Source organism: Mesorhizobium sp. (assembly GCF_004962925.1).
Taxonomy (GTDB): Bacteria; Pseudomonadota; Alphaproteobacteria; order Rhizobiales; family Rhizobiaceae; genus Mesorhizobium.
Genome location: NZ_SUEO01000148.1, coordinates 1,052 through 16,081, shown reverse-complemented (window position 1 = coordinate 16,081; position 15,030 = coordinate 1,052). Strand labels below are relative to the sequence as shown.

Here is a 15,030-nt window from a genome sequence, read left to right as displayed (position 1 = left end):
CTTCGGTGCCCGACCACTTGCCGAACAGGATGCGGTCGCCGGCCTTGACGTCCAGCGGGACGAGCTTGCCGGCTTCGTCACGGGCGCCGGAACCAACGGCGATGATCTCGCCTTCCTGCGGCTTTTCCTTCGCCGTATCGGGGATGATGATCCCGCCGGCGGTCTTGGATTCGGATTCAACCCGGCGTACGACCACGCGGTCATGAAGCGGGCGGAACTTCGACTTTGCCATTTTTTATTCCTCGATGAGAATGGTGAGAACAGTTCCTCCGTCCGGCGGCGCCGGACCTGGTTAGCACTCACCGATGGCGAGTGCTAACGTGGCGGTGAGATAAGCCGGTGGCCGGCGAGAGTCAAGGCGCCGAGTGAGCCGATCGACGCCTGGCGACGAACTATTGACGCCTCGGAGAACCAAGCACCAGAAGCGGGCATCGTTCCGCCAGCGGATACGATCCGCTCGGCACGACGCGCACCTCGTCGAACCAGTCGCGCGCCTCATCGACCAGCATGTCCAGCGTCGCGAAGCAATAGGTCGTTTCGGAACCCGCATAGACATCGATGGTGCCGATGGACGCCATGCTCCATCCCGTCCGTGCGGCAAGGGCTTCGCGGTCCGGGAAGGTCTTGTCAAAAGCGTCGAGGATCACCTGCACATTTATGGCGCGATCGGCATCGCTGGTCGTACACGCCATGGCGACCCGCCATTTGAGCGCATGGAAATTCCCGATCTCGCCGGCCAAGGCTTCGGCCTTGATATCAGCCAAATCCTCGAAAGTCTCTGGCCCGGCGAAAGCGCGGATCGCCGCGCGGCTGCCGGGCTTCAGCACTCTGGCAGCCTCGCCCAGGAGGGCGCGGCGAGCGCGTACGGAATCGACGACCGTCAGACAACCGTCGCCGATGACCGCGCCGACGCTGGCCCCGCTGAGCGGAAGGTCCAGCCAGTTCCCGGTCGTTGCCTTGCGGCAGGCGCTGTCGCCCGGCCAAACGCCCGAAACCATGGCGGCGGATCCGTCGACGGCCAGCATCGTCTTGCCGAGGCCGGCCAGTTCCGGGGTAACGCCCAGCAGGAGAACATCGGCCTCGTCCAGGTCAAGCTCGCGCTCGACAATGCCAACTGTCTCCGGAGTTGGCCGGAGCGGCGCCTCCAGGAGCATCCAGTGACGGTGATAACTGTCCCAATGATTGGTCATGCGTGCCCGTCGGGCCTAAAAAGGCTGGCGTCAACTGCTCATAGCCGCATAATGGAAGTGGGTATGGAAGCCAAGGGGGGAGCTGTGGCGCGTATCGTCGTCATAACGCATGAGCACGATCAGTTCCTTGGCAAGCGCGATATCCTGCTGCGCAGGGGCAGTCCCTATTTGCTTTTCGACGTTCTGGGAGAATTGAAAAGACGCGGCCATTCGGTCCGGATTCAGCAAGGTCTGTCGAAGACATACAGTGCCGACGTCGCGGTTCTGCATGTCGATGCGACGATAACGCCCGCGGACTATCTCGACTATGCACGGAGTTTCCCATTCTGCCTCAATGTCGGGACGGCCGACATATCCAAACGACGGATCAGCGGAGCGTTGGTGAACGAGGGAGACGCTTGGCAAGGCCCGGTCATCGTCAAAAGCAATCTCAACAACCAGGGCATTCCGGAGACGCTCCTCAATCGGCGAGCGCGGCGCGCGAGGAAACCACCGCCTTTTCAGGACATGCGGGCCCTGCAGCCCTATGAGGTCTACGGATCTCTTGGTGATATCCCGGATGGCGTCTTCGAGCGCGACGATCTGGTCGTGGACAAGTTCATTCCGGAAAAAGAACCTGATGGTTTTGCGGCGCGGTTCTGGGTGTTTTGCGGAGAGAGCGAACGTTGCACCCGCTACGTCTCGCCAAACGCTCTGGTCAAGGCATCCGAAACGATCCGTCGTGAGCCCGTGCCTGTTCCCCAGGAAATACGCCAGCTGCGGCGCGAACTCGGTTTTGACTACGGTAAATTCGATTTCGTCATGTATGAGGGCAGGGCGGTGCTGCTGGACGCCAACAAGACCCCCGGCCGCCCAAAAAACCTCGTGAAGATGTTCGAGGCCGGCGCCTCTCATCTCGCGAATGGTTTCGAAGGGCTGATCCGGCGATTGGATGCCTGACTACCACGATCAGGCCTTTTCTTGGATGCTTGACTAAGTCAAGTAAATGGTTGATCTTGCCGAGCAGGAGGATGCCATGACGATTCATCATCAACCCGGCAAGGAGCGGATCGATGCGGTGCGAGGCTTCAACCGCTTCTACACCCGTCAGATCGGCTTGCTCGACGAAGGATGGCTGAAAAGCACCTTCTCGCTGACCGAGGCTCGGGTGCTCTATGAACTGGCGCATCGCGATGGCCTGACCGCCACCGATCTTGCGCGCGATCTCGGTCTCGACCCTGGCTACCTCAGCCGGTTGTTGAAAAAGTTCGAGGAGCGCGGCTTGGTGGAGCGCGCAGCGACGGAAGCCGATGCGCGGCGCTCGTCGATCGCACTGACGCCGGCGGGAAGGACGGCCTTCGCGCCGCTGAACCAGGGTTCGCACGATCAGGTCGCGGCCTTGCTCGACCGGCTTTCCGCTCCGGAACAGGACAGGCTGGTCAAGGCGATGCAGACGGTGCAGCGCCTGCTGGGCGAAGGCACGGAGCCCAAAATTCCCTACATGCTGCGGCCCTTGCAGGTCGGCGACATCGGCTGGATCATCCATCGCCAGGGCCTGCTCTACGCGCAGGAGTATGGCTGGGACGAAACCTATGAGGCACTGGTCGCCGAAATCCTCGGCGCCTTCGTCAAATCCTTCGATCCGAAATGGGAGCGCAGCTGGATCGCCGAGCGGGACGGGGAAGTCGTCGGCTCGGTCTTTGTCGTGCGGAATTCGGACGCGGTGGCAAAGCTGCGCCTGCTCTATGTCGAACCCTCGGCGCGCGGTCTCGGCATCGGCAAGCGGCTGGTCGAGGAATGCATCGGCTTTTCCCGTGCGAAGGGATACAAGACGCTGACGCTGTGGACCAACGACGTGCTCGCCGCTGCCCGCCACATCTACGAGGCGGCCGGGTTCAAGCTGGCCGAGGAGGAGCGCCACCATTCCTTCGGCAAGGATCTGGTCGGCCAGAACTGGAACCTGGAGCTGTAGCGGCGCTTCCTGCGCTTCCGCATCGGGCCTGCGGCCGGCCGCGCTTCACCCCTTCACCGGTATCCAGATTTCCAGCCCGCCATTGCCGCTGCGCGGATCGAATTCGGGGCCGTAGCGCTCGAATTCGGGCGCATCGGCGATCTCGTGCCCGGAGGCCGGCAGCCATTTGTTCCAGATCGTGTTGACCGTGCGGCGGATGGTCGAGATGTGGTCACGATGGGCGAACACGGCGTATTTCTGCGCCGGCACGCGCACGCGCGAAAACTCCCTCGGCAGGTCCGAAAAATCGGACACCTCGACACCGGCGATGTAATCGAAATTGCCGGTGTCGTCGCCGTTGACGCAGACGCCATAGGCGACGTCGCCGATCTCGCCCGGGATGTTGCCGATAAAGGGGCCGAACCTTTGCCACTGCATCGGGATGCCGGCGCTGGTTTCGCAGCTGTAGCGTTCGCCGAGACCGGCGATGAGAAACGGCCGGCTGGTCTCAAAACGCGGCGGATCGAGAGTGGTGAGGAAGGACTGGTCCATCAGGATCGGCTCCACGAGATCAAGATTGTCGAGCGAGCCTTGCGCGCGCACCAGTTCCGGCGTGGTGCCGAACTGGTCGCGGAAGGCGCGGGTGAAGGCCTCATGCGAGGCGTAGCCGGCATCGAGCGCGACCGAGAGGATGTCGGGTGCACCGGCGGCGAGCTTGCGCGCCGCTTCGGTCAGCCGGCGAGAACGCATGTAGCCCATCACCGAACGGCCGGTCGCCGCACCGAAAGCCCGCGTCACGTGAAAGCGCGACACCCCGCTGCCCTTGGCGACATCATCGAGCGAGACGGATTCCGGCAGATGGCTTTCGACGAACCACAGCGCTTTCTCGGTCGGGTTCATATGGCTCCTTGCATGGGCTCGGGTCTTCGCGTCGGCAGGTCATCATGCCGTTTCCTGGAGCACGCAGTTTGATCGAAATTGCGCACTGCGCAAATCGCGAGCGACGGCGGCCGGCAAGTCGAAGGTGTCAGGCGAAAGAGCTTGACAGGAGCAAGCAACGTCTTTTACATGGTAATGTTATTACATAACGAGACTCGTATGGCTCCTTCTGACAAGACCCTTGCTCCAGCGGCTGTTCCAACCCCGGAAATTTATTGCGCTGTGATTGGCGGAAAACTACGGTGTCTGAGTGATGGTCCCCGAGTCGAAGGCAAGGGGTGAAAAGGGAACACGGTGAGATCTTCGGATCGAGACCGTGGCTGCCCCCGCAACTGTAAGCGGTTAGCAAAATCCGAAATGCCACTGGCCGGCAAGGCTGGGAAGGCAGGATGGCGCAAAGACCCGCGAGCCAGGAGACCTGCCATCAGCATGAGTTGACCGGACGGGGTGTGCCGGGAGGAGACGTGGACATCGGTCTTGTCGGCCGGTCCGTCCAGCTTCCTTCCGTCGCCATTGAGAAAGTGACGGTAAGTTGGACGCCTCCCAGCCTCTTCTTGAAGCGCGTGAACTGAGCGCGACCGCGAATGACCAATGCCTGGTCAGCGCGGTCAGCCTTTCGGTGGCAGCGGGCGACCGCCTCGCCATCATCGGCCCCAACGGCGCCGGCAAGACGACGCTGCTGCGCATGCTATGCGGTACGCTGCGGCCAAGCGCGGGAGATGTGAGATTTTCCGGCCGCCGGCTGGAGACATTTTCGGCCGCCGAGCGGGCGCTGCACATGGCTGTCGTCGGCCAGACCGATCAGCCTGATCCGCGGCTCGCCGTGATCGACTACGTCGAGCTTGGCCGCGTCCCGCATGCCGGCTTGCGACGGAGGAGCGAGCAACGCGACATCGTCGTAGAAGCGCTTCGCAGAACCGGCCTGCTGCCGCTGCTCGGCCGCACGATCGGCTCGCTGTCCGGTGGCGAGCGACAACGCGCCCAGCTTGCGCGCGCCATCGCTCAGGAGCCAAAAATCCTGTTCCTCGATGAACCGACCAATCATCTCGATCCGCGCGCCCGCAGCGAGCTTCTCGAGCTCGTGTCGCAGTTTGGCATGACCGTCGTGGCGGTGCTTCATGATCTGTCGCTGGTCACGCCATTTGCCACCAGAGTGGCGGTGATGAACGAGGCCCGCCTGCAGGCGCTTGCCGGTCCGCGCGAGGCGCTGACCAAGCAGTTGATCCGCGAGACTTTCGGCGTCGACGTGCTTCGGCTGCGCCATCCCACCGAAGACCGCGAACTCACGGTTTTCGAAGTTCCGAACCGTGCCTCTTCCGATTTGACCACGGAGCAACATCTGTGAAGCGCCTCGCACTGTCTTTTGCCTCCCTCCTGCTTGCCCAGACCGCCTTTGCTTTCCCGGTAACTGTTGACAGCTGCGGCACGCCGCTGACGTTCGACGCCGCGCCGAAGCGCGCCGTCATCCAGGATATGAACATGGCCGAGATGGCCTTCGCACTGGGGCTGCAAGCGTCGATCGTTGGCCTGACCGGCATCATCGGATGGTACAAGGTCGGTCCGGAATTCAAGGCCGAGCAGGGCTCGATCCCGGAACTCGCGTCGAAATATCCGACACTTGAAAACCTCGTCGCCGTCGAGCCCGATTTCTTCTTCGCCGGCTGGTATTACGGCATGAAGCCGGGCGGCGAGGTGACGCCCGATACGCTGGCTCCGCACGGCATCAAGACGCTGGTGCTGACGGAAAGCTGCGTCCATCTCGACAACAACCGCCCCGCCGCCTCGATGGATCTGCTCTATGGCGACATCGAAAAGCTGGGCAAGATTTTCGACAAGCAAGCCGAGGCGAAAAAACTTGTTTCGAACTGGAAAGCGCAACTTGCCGATATCACGGCGAAGGTCGGCGACCACAAGGGAACGCGCGTGTTTCTTTACGACTCCGGCGAAGACAAACCCTTCACATCAGGCAAGTTCGCCATCCCCAGCGCCATGATCGCCGCTGCCGGCGGCGACAACATCATGGCCGACATGCAGACGAGCTGGGGCAACACGGATTGGGAAACGGTCGCTTCCCGCAATCCGCAATTCCTGATCCTGCTCGATTACCAGGACGGTGGCGGCTACAGGAAACTGCTCGATTTCCTGAAGGTGCATCCGGCGATGAAGGAGACCGATGCGGTTAGGAATGAGCGCTTCGTCGCGCTGCGCTATGCCGAGCTGACGCCTGGGCCTGCCAACATTGAGGCGATCGGCAAGATCGCCAGGGCGATGCACCCGGAAGCCTTCTGAGCTTGCGCCACAGGACATTCGAATTGACCATGACAGCAGGAGCAGCGGCAATCGCCGCCCTTGCTCTGCTGTCGATCGCCTATGGATCGACGGTCATAGCGTTGAGCGATGTGGTCGCTGCGCTCGGACATGCGGCCGGACTGGGCGGAGACATCGTGTCCGGTCCGGTCGCCAAGATCGTTGTCGATCTCAGGCTGCCGCGCACGATCATGGCCATCTGCGTCGGCGCCGGGCTAGGCGGCATCGGCGCGCTGCTGCAGACGGTAACGCGCAACGACCTCGCCGATCCGTTCTTGTTCGGCCTGTCTTCCGGTGCCGCGGCCGGCGCGGTTTCCGTCATCACCATTTTTGGCGACCAGTTCGGCATCTGGACGTTGCCGGTCGCTGCGTTCACCGGCGGCATACTGGCCGCCGGCATCGTGCTTTTGCTGGTTTCGCGGGTGAGGGGGCAAGGCCCCGAACGGCTGATCCTGGCCGGCCTCGCCGTCTCGTTCATGTTCACCGCCTTGACCAACTATCTCGTCTTTGCCGGCGACCAGCGCGCCGCTCACTCGGTGCTGTTCTGGACGATGGGCGGGCTCGGGCTGGCGCGATGGGACAATGTCGGGCTGGCTGCTCTGGGCGCAGGCACCATCCTTGTCTTCGGACTTTGGAACCACCGTCGGCTCGACGCTTTCCTGGCCGGCGAAAATGCCGCCGAAACCCTCGGCGTTCCGGTTGCGCGGATGCGCAGGACGACGTTTCTTGTCGCCGCATTCTCGACGGCGATCCTTGTCTCGGTCGCAGGCGTCATAGGTTTCGTCGGCCTGATGATCCCGCATCTGTCCCGGCCCCTGGCCGGCTCGCTGCATCTGCGACTGATTGCAAGCTGCGCCCTCTTTGGAGCGGTGCTGTTGCTGGCAAGCGACCTTCTCGCCCGCACGCTGCTGCCGCCGCAGGAACTGCCGATCGGCATCATCACCAGCTCGGTCGGTGCTTTCTCCGTGGTCACGATGCTCATTCGCAATCGTTCCTGATGCGACTGCCATCCACACTTTCCGGCTTCTGGCATAATGCCGCGTCTTGAATAGTGAGCACGCTTATAATATATGCCGCTCATGGATTCCGACGGTATCGACAGATTGGGCTTTTTGATCCACGACGTGCAGCGCCTGATGCGCAAGCGCTTCGAGGCGAAGGCCAGTGGGCTCGGCCTTTCCTCGGCGCAATGGCGGCTTATGGTCCGCGTCGCCAAGGAAGAAGGCATCACGCAAGCGCGGCTCGCCGAGCTTCTCGAGATCGAGCCGATCAGCGTGTCGCGCCTGGTCGACCGCATGGAGGAGAGCGGCTGGATCGAGCGCCGTTCCGACGCCACCGACCGCCGCGTCCGCATGATCTTCCCGACCGCCAAAGCCAGTGAGGCCTACGCAGAGATCAAGAGCCTTGCTGGCGAGGTCTATGAGGAATCGCTGACCGGCGTGTCGCTCGAAGATCGCCGCGTCCTGATCAAGGGCCTGGAGGCGATGGCCAAGAACCTGGCGGACGGCGAGACGGCGTCCGGCGAAAAAGTCGAGAGTGCAGAAGGCGCAGCAGCATGAACGCGGTAGCCAAGGTAGATGAGAACGCAACCAAGCTGGAGGTGGAAGCTCCGGCGCAGCCGGCGGCAGCTCCGGTGGCGGTCGCTCCGCAGCTAGCACCGGCGCCGGTGGTGCCGAAGAAGAAGCGCCGTGCCGGCCGCTTCCTTTTGATGTTTGCGCTCCCCGTGGCACTGATCGCCGGCGGCAGCTATGTCTGGGTGACCGGTGGCCGCTACCAGGAAACCGAAAACGCCAATCTGCAGCAGGCCAAGGTGTCGATTGCCGCCGATACGGCGGGCCGTATCGTTCAGGTCGACATTTTCGACAACCAGTCTGTCAAGCAGGGCGATGTGCTGTTCGTCATCGATCCCGAGCCCAACCGGATCGCGCTGGCGCAGGCCGACGCGGCGGTAGCCGGGGCACGCCTCAATGTCGAGCAGCTGCGTGCAGCCTACAGCCAGGCGCTGGCGCAGGAGAAGTCGGACGCCAGCCAGGTCGACTACGCGCAGTCGCAATACGACCGGGCCGCCGACCTTGCCCGCAAGGGCATCAACGCCAAGTCGTCGCTGGACGAGGCCAGGAACGATCTCGACAAGGCCAAGCAGCAACTGGCCGTGGCCGAGCAGGGCATCCTCAGCGCCAAGGCGGGCCTTGGCGGCAATCCCGATATCGAGACCGACAAGCATCCGACCGTGATGGCGGCGCTCGCCGCGCGCGACAAAGCTGCCTACGATTTGGCGCAGACCACTGTCAGGGCGCCGGCCGATGGCATCGTCAGCCAGGCTGCCTCGTTCAAGGTCGGCCAGTATGTCGGCTCGGGCACGCCGCTGTTTTCGCTGGTCGAGACCGGGGACACCTGGATCGATGCCAACTTCAAGGAAACCCAGCTCACCCACATGAAGCCCGGCCAGAAGGCTGAAATCGTGGTTGACACCTATCCGGGCAAGACGTTCGAAGCCACCGTCAAAGCGATCGGCGCCGGCACGGGAGCCGAGTTCTCGCTGTTGCCCGCCCAGAACGCCACCGGCAACTGGGTCAAGGTCACCCAGCGCATTCCGGTGCGCCTGCAACTGACCGATGCCGACGCCAAGATGGCGCTGCGCACCGGCATGAGCGCGACCGTCACGGTGGACACCGGCGTTTCCCGCGGGCTTCCCAGCATCTTCGGCCACGCCACGGCGGGTGAGGCGCAACGATGAGGTCTGAGACGCAACAAGTAGAATGCTGGCCGCGCACGGAGAGGAACGCAGCTGACAGGATTGGTCCGATGGGAGATGCGCCAGGGGTTAGGGTTTGGATCGGGCTGCGTTGCGGCCTGACCGTAGCCTGAACAACTCGACGCAGACCCGTTTCGGTCCTCAGGTTTCCGGGCGGCAGGCGCCGTTTTATCGAGACGCTCGGTCGATGTAACCCCCACATCGATAGTCGCGTCCCACCGCGATGAGGGTCTCTCCATACGGAGGCCGCGCCGCCCGGAAACCTAGCGCATCGGCCCGAAAATCGGAATCGATTTTCGGAAAGCACGATGCGCTGACTAAAAGTACTAGAGCGTACTTTGTGCGTCCAAATGGACGCACGTCGCTCTAGTACACGTTTTTGTTATCTGCCGGAAGTTCCACCACATGAGCACGCCAGAACCCTTTCGCGAAGTACCGCACCACGGCCTGATTACCGTGGCGCTCATGCTGGCGACGATCATGCAGGCGCTCGACACCACGATCGCCAACGTCGCGCTGCCGACCATGACCGGCGATCTCGGCGCCTCCCCCGACAACATCAACTGGGTGCTGACCTCCTACATCGTTGCCGCGGCGATCATGACGCCGGTGACCGGCTGGCTGGCCGACCGCTTCGGCCGCAAGGAGCTGTTCCTGACGTCGGTGGTCGGCTTCACCGTATTCTCCATGCTGTGCGGCATCGCCTGGAGTCTGGAGACCATGGTGTTCTTCCGGCTGATGCAGGGCGTGTTCGGCGCGGCAATCGTGCCGCTGTCACAGACCTTCCTGCTCGACATCAACCCGAAGGAGCGCCACGGCCAGGCCATGGCCATCTGGGGCGCCGGCATCATGCTGGGGCCGATTCTGGGCCCAACGCTGGGTGGCTGGCTGACCGAGAATTTCAACTGGCGCTGGGTGTTCTTCATCAACCTGCCGGTCGGCATTCTCGCCTTCCTTGGCATGGCCGCCTACTTGCCGGCCGTTGCAAGGCGGATACGCAGCTTCGATTTCTTCGGCTTCGCCATGCTCTCGCTCGGCGTCGGCGCGCTGCAGCTGATGCTGGATCGCGGCGGCGAGGTCGACTGGTTTTCCTCGGTCGAGATCTGGATCGAGCTCGGTCTTTCGCTGACCGGCTTCTGGGTGTTCATCATTCACACGGTGACGGCGGAGCACCCCTTCATCGACCCCAAGATCTTCCTCGACCGCAATTTCGTGACCGGGCTGGCGTTCATCTTCGTCATGGGCGTGCTCATCCTTGCCAGCATGTCGCTGCTGCCGCCGATGCTGGCGACCATCTTCGGCTATCCGACGCTCACAATCGGCATCGTCTTGGGGCCACGCGGTGTTGGCACGATGATTGCGATGCTCCTGGTCGGCCGCATCATGCACAAGGTCGATGCCAGGATCCTCGTCGTCATCGGCTTTTTGCTGACCGCGCAGTCGCTCTACACCATGTCCAGCTTCTCGCCGCAGATGGACAATTGGCTGATCCTCAGCTCGGGCGTCATCCAGGGGCTGGGAATGGGAATGGTGTTCGTGCCGCTGTCGACCGTGGCTTTCGCCACGCTCGACGCGCGCTTCCGCACCGATGCCACCGCGCTGTTCAGCCTGGTGCGCAATCTTGGCTCGTCGATCGGCGTGTCGGTGGTGACGGTTCTGCTGGTGCGCAACACCCAGGTCAACCATGCCGAGCTCTCGGCTTACATCAATCCGTTCAATCCCAACTTGTGGGCGGCGTCGCCGGCAGCAGCGGGCGGCGATCCGACGGCGCTTTCCCGGATGGATGGCATGGTCAATATCCAGGCGATGATGATCTCTTACATCAACGACTTCAAGCTGCTGATGATGATGACGCTGCTTGCCATCCCGTTTGTTTTCCTGCTGCGCAAGCCAAAGGCTGGTCCGGCCGCCGGCGGGGCACCCGCCGCGCACATGGACTGACGGCTCGTCGGCGTGCCGGTCACGCCTCCTATTTGCCCAGAACGAGGCTCCAGTAGCGCCGCGCGCTGTCGCGGCCGTCCCGCACATAGGCGAGGCCAAAACGGGTGAAGCGCGGGTCGAGCATGTTACGGCGGTGGCCGGCCGAATGCATCCAGATGTCGAACAGCTTCTGCTGATCGAAACGGCCCTCGGCGATGTTTTCGGCGGCAGCACCGTTGATGCCGTTGCCCTTGACGCGCGACGCAAATCCCTTGCCCCAGCCAGTGGTGTGGGTCATGCGGCCGCCACGCGCCATATAGCCGGCCTGCTGCAAGGCTGCCTGTTCGAGTCGAGGATCGGGGACAAGCGGTCCAAGACCGGCTGAGGCGCGGATGCCCGTCAGCGTGCCGGCGGCCGAGGCAGAGACACCGGCGCCTTCGCCGGTGGGCAGCACCGTGGCGCAGGCGGCGAGCCCGGCCAGTGCCGCAAGGCCCGCGCCTTTCAGCAGCGTGCGCCGGTTAAGGCTTGATCGGACTTCGCAATTTTCGATTTTCGTAACATTCATGCCCGCCTGACATAACCGCGATCATGGCTTTTGCCGGGCAGGCATTCAAAAAATCTCGCTCGGCGCGGTTCAACTTCACGGTGGTGAATCCGACGCGTGGTGCCGACCGCGAGATTGAAGGTTATGATTGTCTCACGCCCGCGCCTAGCGTGACGAGAAGCTCGTCCAATTGCTCGAACGTCTCGCCCATCGCATCCGCCGCCCCGGTGCCGGCAGCGTCGAGAGCTTCCTTTGAGGGATAGAGCTCGTGCATGACCAGCAGCGTCTTGCCACCTTTTTCCTCGAAGGTCACCGTGGTGATGGGTCCACCGTCACCACCCTCGTCATTGGTCCAGACGAGGCGCGAGTACGGTGTCGCTTCGATATACTTACCGAAGAATGCCATGGAGTTTGAGGCATCCTGCCCGAACTCGAGACGGTATTTGCCCCCGGTACGAACATCCATCTCGCAGGAACGCAGGAACATGCCCATCGACTTCGGTGCCCACCACCGCATGAACAGCTCGGGCTTGGTCCAAGCCTCGAACACGGTGCGCGCCGGCGCGTCAAAGGTTCGCGTAACGACCAGCTCCCGGTCGGACTTCCGTTCCACCATCGTGCGGTTCTGCATGGGGGTGGGCTCACTAGCTCTTGTTTCGTCCATCGACTTTCTCCTTCCGTTTCAATTCCTCGACAACCTTGTCCAACTCGTTGAAGCGTGCGTCCCAGAGCTGGCGGTGCCTCTCGATCCATGCCGCCTCTTCCTCCAGTACGCGTAGGCCAAGCTTGCAGGTCCGCACGCGCCCAACCTTCTCCGTGGTGACGAGCCCCGCCTTCTCCAAGACGCCGACGTGCTTCTTCATGCCAGTGAGGGTCATGTGGAACTTTTCGGCAAGGTCCGTGATCGAGGCGTCTGCTCGTCCGAGTTGCTCCAAAACGCCGCGCCGGGTGGCGTCCGAGAGCGCGGCGAACGAGGTATCTAAGCGGGCTCGATCATACTGAACCATATAGTTCAGTATGTAACAGACGGATTGGCGGCATGCAAGGGAAGGCGGGCACGCAGTGCGTGCCGCCGCTGCGTTTCCAAGTTGATCTCATTTCGATGCAGATTAGATCGACTCGGCGATCCTCAAGCCCTTGGTCCGAGCAGGGCAGAGCGTCTGCTATCTTCCGGCCGATGAAGGCTGGCTCCCCGAGTTGGATTCGAACCAACGGGCACTCGATTAACACTCGAGATCTCCACCGGTGAGCTATCGGGGAGCTGCTGGTACCAAACTCAGCTTAATTTCGGATCGGGCTATAAGGCATTTGCCGAATATGGTGGCGGCGTCGCATCTTCTGCTTGCCGCCCTATTTTACCAAGGACGGGGTCGCCGGAATGAAGGCCAGCTTTCGGGGATCGGCGAGGAGCCAGTCAGCGACTGACATTGGTCGTTGCCGGAATGCCGCCGTCGAAGAACGAGAAGGCACTGGCTGGGTGTTGATGGCCACATCGGGAGGTGAACCCATGGAACCGCGCGCCAAAGAAGAGGAGAACCTTTCCCGACTCGAACGGGCCGCGCAACAGACTGCTGATCCAAAAACTATCGAACAGAAGGCGAAAAAGCCCGAGGAAAAATTCCGCTTCAGCCTTCGCAAGGAAGACGTCTGGTGGACGGTTGGTTTTGCTGCCGCTGCCTTGCTGCTTTTTGGCATCCAAGTCCTGATCAATTGGCGCTTAGAATGGCTTGACGCGCCTTTGCGCGTTCGCGTGCTGAACTACGTCAGGGGCGGCCTTCTCATTTTCGTTATGCTGACCGTTGCGAATGTTATCGAAGTCTTTCTCATTGGCCGAATTCCCAATCGTGTTTCGCGTTTCAACCTGCAACGTATTTTTCGATTGGTGGTCGTCGTCGCCATCGTCTTCGTGGCCATTTCAGTCTTATTTGTGAACTGGTATGCTGCGGTTGTTTCACTCGGCCTGATTTCACTGATTCTCGGCTTTGCGCTGCAAATGCCGATCTCCAGTTTCATCGCGTGGATTTATATTCTGGCCAGGGCGCCGTATCGCGTTGGCGACCGCATTCGCATCGGCGATGCCCATGGCGATGTCATTGATGTCAGCTATCTCGACACGACGTTATGGGAATTCGGCGGCGAACATCTTTGGACCGATCATCCGAGCGGACGCGTCATCAAGTTTCCGAACTCCACCGTGTTTGACACGCCGGTCTTCAACTATTCCTGGCCCCTGTTTCCCTATGTCTGGAACGAAATCAAGTTCCAGCTCGCTTATGAAAGCGATCTGGAATTCGTAGCGAAAACCATGAGAGAGGTCGTTGACGAGCAGATCGGCGACATCATGAGCCAGAAGGTGAAGGTCTATAAGCACATCCTGTCGCAAACGCCGGTGGACGAACTCGAAGTGAAGGAGCATCCCGTGGTTCATTTTCGCGTCAGTGAAAACACCTGGCTCGAGGCCATCGTGCGTTACCTCGTGCCGCCGAAGGAAGCGGGGCGCACCAAAACACGCCTGATCAAGGAAATGCTGGCGCGAATGAATGCAAAACCCGATCGCGTGTTGTTTCCGAAGAGCAATTTGAGGTGAACTTCCTCACGCCCCGCCCGCGCCGCGGCAGGCAAGCCCGGATGACCGACTATATGGGCTCCGTTGATCGGGCTCGCGCATGGATGTATCGCGGGGACAATTCGCTGATCCGGTATCTGCAGGGCAATAGCGCGAGCTGGCGGGGCTTTCATACATGGCTGCACCCATTCTTCTCGTCCGATATTGCGATTGGGTTTGGCTTCGGTAAGGATGAAACCTTTCTGCGCTGGCTGTTTCTTGAGCGCGCTCGGGTCTTTCAAGCGCTTTCCATCGCGCCCGGCGGAAAGCGCCGCCCCGGTCGGATCCGATCTTCCGGAGCTGCTTCAAAGTCGGTCCTGGATCGCGGAAGGGGAGTGGCATGGTGGATTCTGATCGGATCGACAACCTGATCGCAGCGGTGCCCCCCGCCTTGGCGCTTCGCGCCGGGCTGGACCTTGGCATCTTCAGCCGGCTCGGTGGCAGCTCGGTGACTGCTGTGAGCCTTGGGGCCGCGCTCAAAGTCGAGCCCGATCGTCTCTCGCGGCTCCTCTACGCGCTCGCCAGCATCGGTCTCCTCGAAGTCAAGGATGGTCAATTTCGCAACGGAGCCGAAGCGTCGGCCTTCCTCGACGCGTCCAAGCCGACCTATCGCGGCGGCGATCATGCGCTCCTGCGCGAGCTCTGGGGAGCCGACCTGCTGACCGCAGAGTCGCTGCGACAGAACCGGCCGGCTGCGCTGCACGACTTTTCCGAAGCGGGGCCCGAGGCCGCGGCGGCCTTCAGCCGCATGCTCGCACCGGGCGGGGTGATTTTCGGCCGACATCTGGCCCGGGAGATGGACCTCTCGGCGATCGGTTCGGTGATCGACATCGGCGGGGG

The 15,030-nt window shown here is 62.0% G+C and carries 17 protein-coding genes, 1 tRNA gene, 1 pseudogene and 1 riboswitch; of the genes and pseudogenes, 11 read left to right on the top strand and 8 right to left on the bottom strand.

From position 1 onward, the window contains the following. The 3 genes and pseudogenes from E5W87_RS24650 to E5W87_RS24640 form a co-directional block, all read right to left on the bottom strand. On the bottom strand, positions 1-232 hold a 232-nt coding region (locus E5W87_RS24650; protein WP_287196452.1), incomplete at its 3' end, for a co-chaperone GroES. A gap of 160 nt (positions 233-392) precedes the next feature. Next, positions 393-692, bottom strand: a complete 300-nt coding sequence (locus E5W87_RS24645) for a hypothetical protein (RefSeq protein WP_292403479.1) — start codon at positions 690-692, stop codon at positions 393-395. A 168-nt stretch (positions 693-860) separates the two neighbouring features. Next, positions 861-998: pseudogene (locus E5W87_RS24640) on the bottom strand (methyltransferase type 11); the annotation flags it as partial. A gap of 255 nt (positions 999-1,253) precedes the next feature. Between E5W87_RS24640 and E5W87_RS24635 the strand changes: the two are divergent. Together E5W87_RS24635 and E5W87_RS24630 are read left to right on the top strand one after the other, a co-directional pair. Continuing rightward, positions 1,254-2,129: a hypothetical protein gene (locus E5W87_RS24635; protein WP_292403473.1), complete on the top strand. Its 876-nt coding sequence runs from the start codon at positions 1,254-1,256 to the stop codon at positions 2,127-2,129. Between the two features lie 76 nt (positions 2,130-2,205). Further along, positions 2,206-3,141, top strand: coding sequence for a helix-turn-helix domain-containing GNAT family N-acetyltransferase (locus E5W87_RS24630; protein ID WP_292403470.1), 936 nt, complete (start codon positions 2,206-2,208; stop codon positions 3,139-3,141). Between the two features lie 45 nt (positions 3,142-3,186). On the opposite strand, the gene E5W87_RS24625 is transcribed toward E5W87_RS24630, so the two are convergent. Further along, positions 3,187-4,020, bottom strand: coding sequence for an AraC family transcriptional regulator (locus E5W87_RS24625; RefSeq protein ID WP_292403467.1), 834 nt, complete (start codon positions 4,018-4,020; stop codon positions 3,187-3,189). A 276-nt stretch (positions 4,021-4,296) separates the two neighbouring features. After that, a riboswitch (cobalamin riboswitch) is annotated at positions 4,297-4,500 on the top strand. Positions 4,501-4,591: 91 nt separating this feature from the next. Between E5W87_RS24625 and E5W87_RS24620 the strand changes: the two genes are divergently transcribed. The 6 genes from E5W87_RS24620 to E5W87_RS24595 all read left to right on the top strand — a co-directional run bounded on the left by E5W87_RS24620 (position 4,592) and on the right by E5W87_RS24595 (position 11,062). Beyond that, positions 4,592-5,404 (top strand): ABC transporter ATP-binding protein, encoded by an 813-nt coding sequence (locus E5W87_RS24620; protein ID WP_292403465.1) that lies wholly within the window; start codon positions 4,592-4,594, stop codon positions 5,402-5,404. Continuing rightward, positions 5,401-6,348, top strand: coding sequence for an ABC transporter substrate-binding protein (locus E5W87_RS24615; protein ID WP_292403463.1), 948 nt, complete (start codon positions 5,401-5,403; stop codon positions 6,346-6,348). The genes E5W87_RS24620 and E5W87_RS24615 overlap by 4 nt, the downstream gene beginning before the upstream one ends. Positions 6,349-6,377: 29 nt before the next feature. After that, complete coding sequence (locus E5W87_RS24610) at positions 6,378-7,364, top strand: iron ABC transporter permease (RefSeq protein ID WP_292403476.1); 987 nt, start codon at positions 6,378-6,380, stop codon at positions 7,362-7,364. An 81-nt stretch (positions 7,365-7,445) separates the two neighbouring features. Next, entirely contained in the window at positions 7,446-7,925 is a 480-nt protein-coding gene (locus tag E5W87_RS24605; protein WP_292403460.1) for a MarR family winged helix-turn-helix transcriptional regulator, read from the top strand. Next, positions 7,922-9,103 (top strand): HlyD family secretion protein, encoded by a 1,182-nt coding sequence (locus tag E5W87_RS24600; protein ID WP_292403457.1) that lies wholly within the window; start codon positions 7,922-7,924, stop codon positions 9,101-9,103. The genes E5W87_RS24605 and E5W87_RS24600 overlap by 4 nt, the downstream gene beginning before the upstream one ends. Positions 9,104-9,526: 423 nt before the next feature. Continuing rightward, positions 9,527-11,062 carry a DHA2 family efflux MFS transporter permease subunit gene (locus E5W87_RS24595; protein WP_292403454.1) on the top strand — a complete coding sequence of 512 codons (1,536 nt, stop codon included), beginning with the start codon at positions 9,527-9,529 and terminating at the stop codon, positions 11,060-11,062. Positions 11,063-11,090: 28 nt separating this feature from the next. Here E5W87_RS24595 and E5W87_RS24590 read toward each other — a convergent pair whose 3' ends face one another. From E5W87_RS24590 to E5W87_RS24575, 4 genes are all read right to left on the bottom strand, one after another. Beyond that, a complete protein-coding gene (locus E5W87_RS24590) occupies positions 11,091-11,606 on the bottom strand; it encodes a CAP domain-containing protein (protein WP_292403451.1) in 516 nt (171 codons plus the stop codon). A gap of 121 nt (positions 11,607-11,727) precedes the next feature. Next, positions 11,728-12,249 carry an SRPBCC family protein gene (locus E5W87_RS24585; RefSeq protein WP_292403448.1) on the bottom strand — a complete coding sequence of 174 codons (522 nt, stop codon included), beginning with the start codon at positions 12,247-12,249 and terminating at the stop codon, positions 11,728-11,730. Next, a complete protein-coding gene (locus tag E5W87_RS24580) occupies positions 12,230-12,592 on the bottom strand; it encodes a helix-turn-helix transcriptional regulator (protein ID WP_292403445.1) in 363 nt (120 codons plus the stop codon). The genes E5W87_RS24585 and E5W87_RS24580 overlap by 20 nt, the downstream gene beginning before the upstream one ends. Before the next feature lie 178 nt (positions 12,593-12,770). Continuing rightward, positions 12,771-12,845 (bottom strand) — tRNA-Asn (locus tag E5W87_RS24575). Positions 12,846-13,092: 247 nt separating this feature from the next. Here E5W87_RS24575 and E5W87_RS24570 point away from each other — a divergent pair. The 3 genes from E5W87_RS24570 to E5W87_RS24560 all read left to right on the top strand — a co-directional run. Further along, complete coding sequence (locus E5W87_RS24570; RefSeq protein WP_292403442.1) at positions 13,093-14,172, top strand: mechanosensitive ion channel family protein; 1,080 nt, start codon at positions 13,093-13,095, stop codon at positions 14,170-14,172. 41 nt (positions 14,173-14,213) lie between these two features. Beyond that, positions 14,214-14,561, top strand: a complete 348-nt coding sequence (locus E5W87_RS24565; protein WP_292403437.1) for a hypothetical protein — start codon at positions 14,214-14,216, stop codon at positions 14,559-14,561. Beyond that, the coding region (locus E5W87_RS24560; RefSeq protein WP_292403434.1) for a methyltransferase dimerization domain-containing protein at positions 14,531-15,030 on the top strand (500 nt) is incomplete at its 3' end. The genes E5W87_RS24565 and E5W87_RS24560, both read left to right, overlap by 31 nt.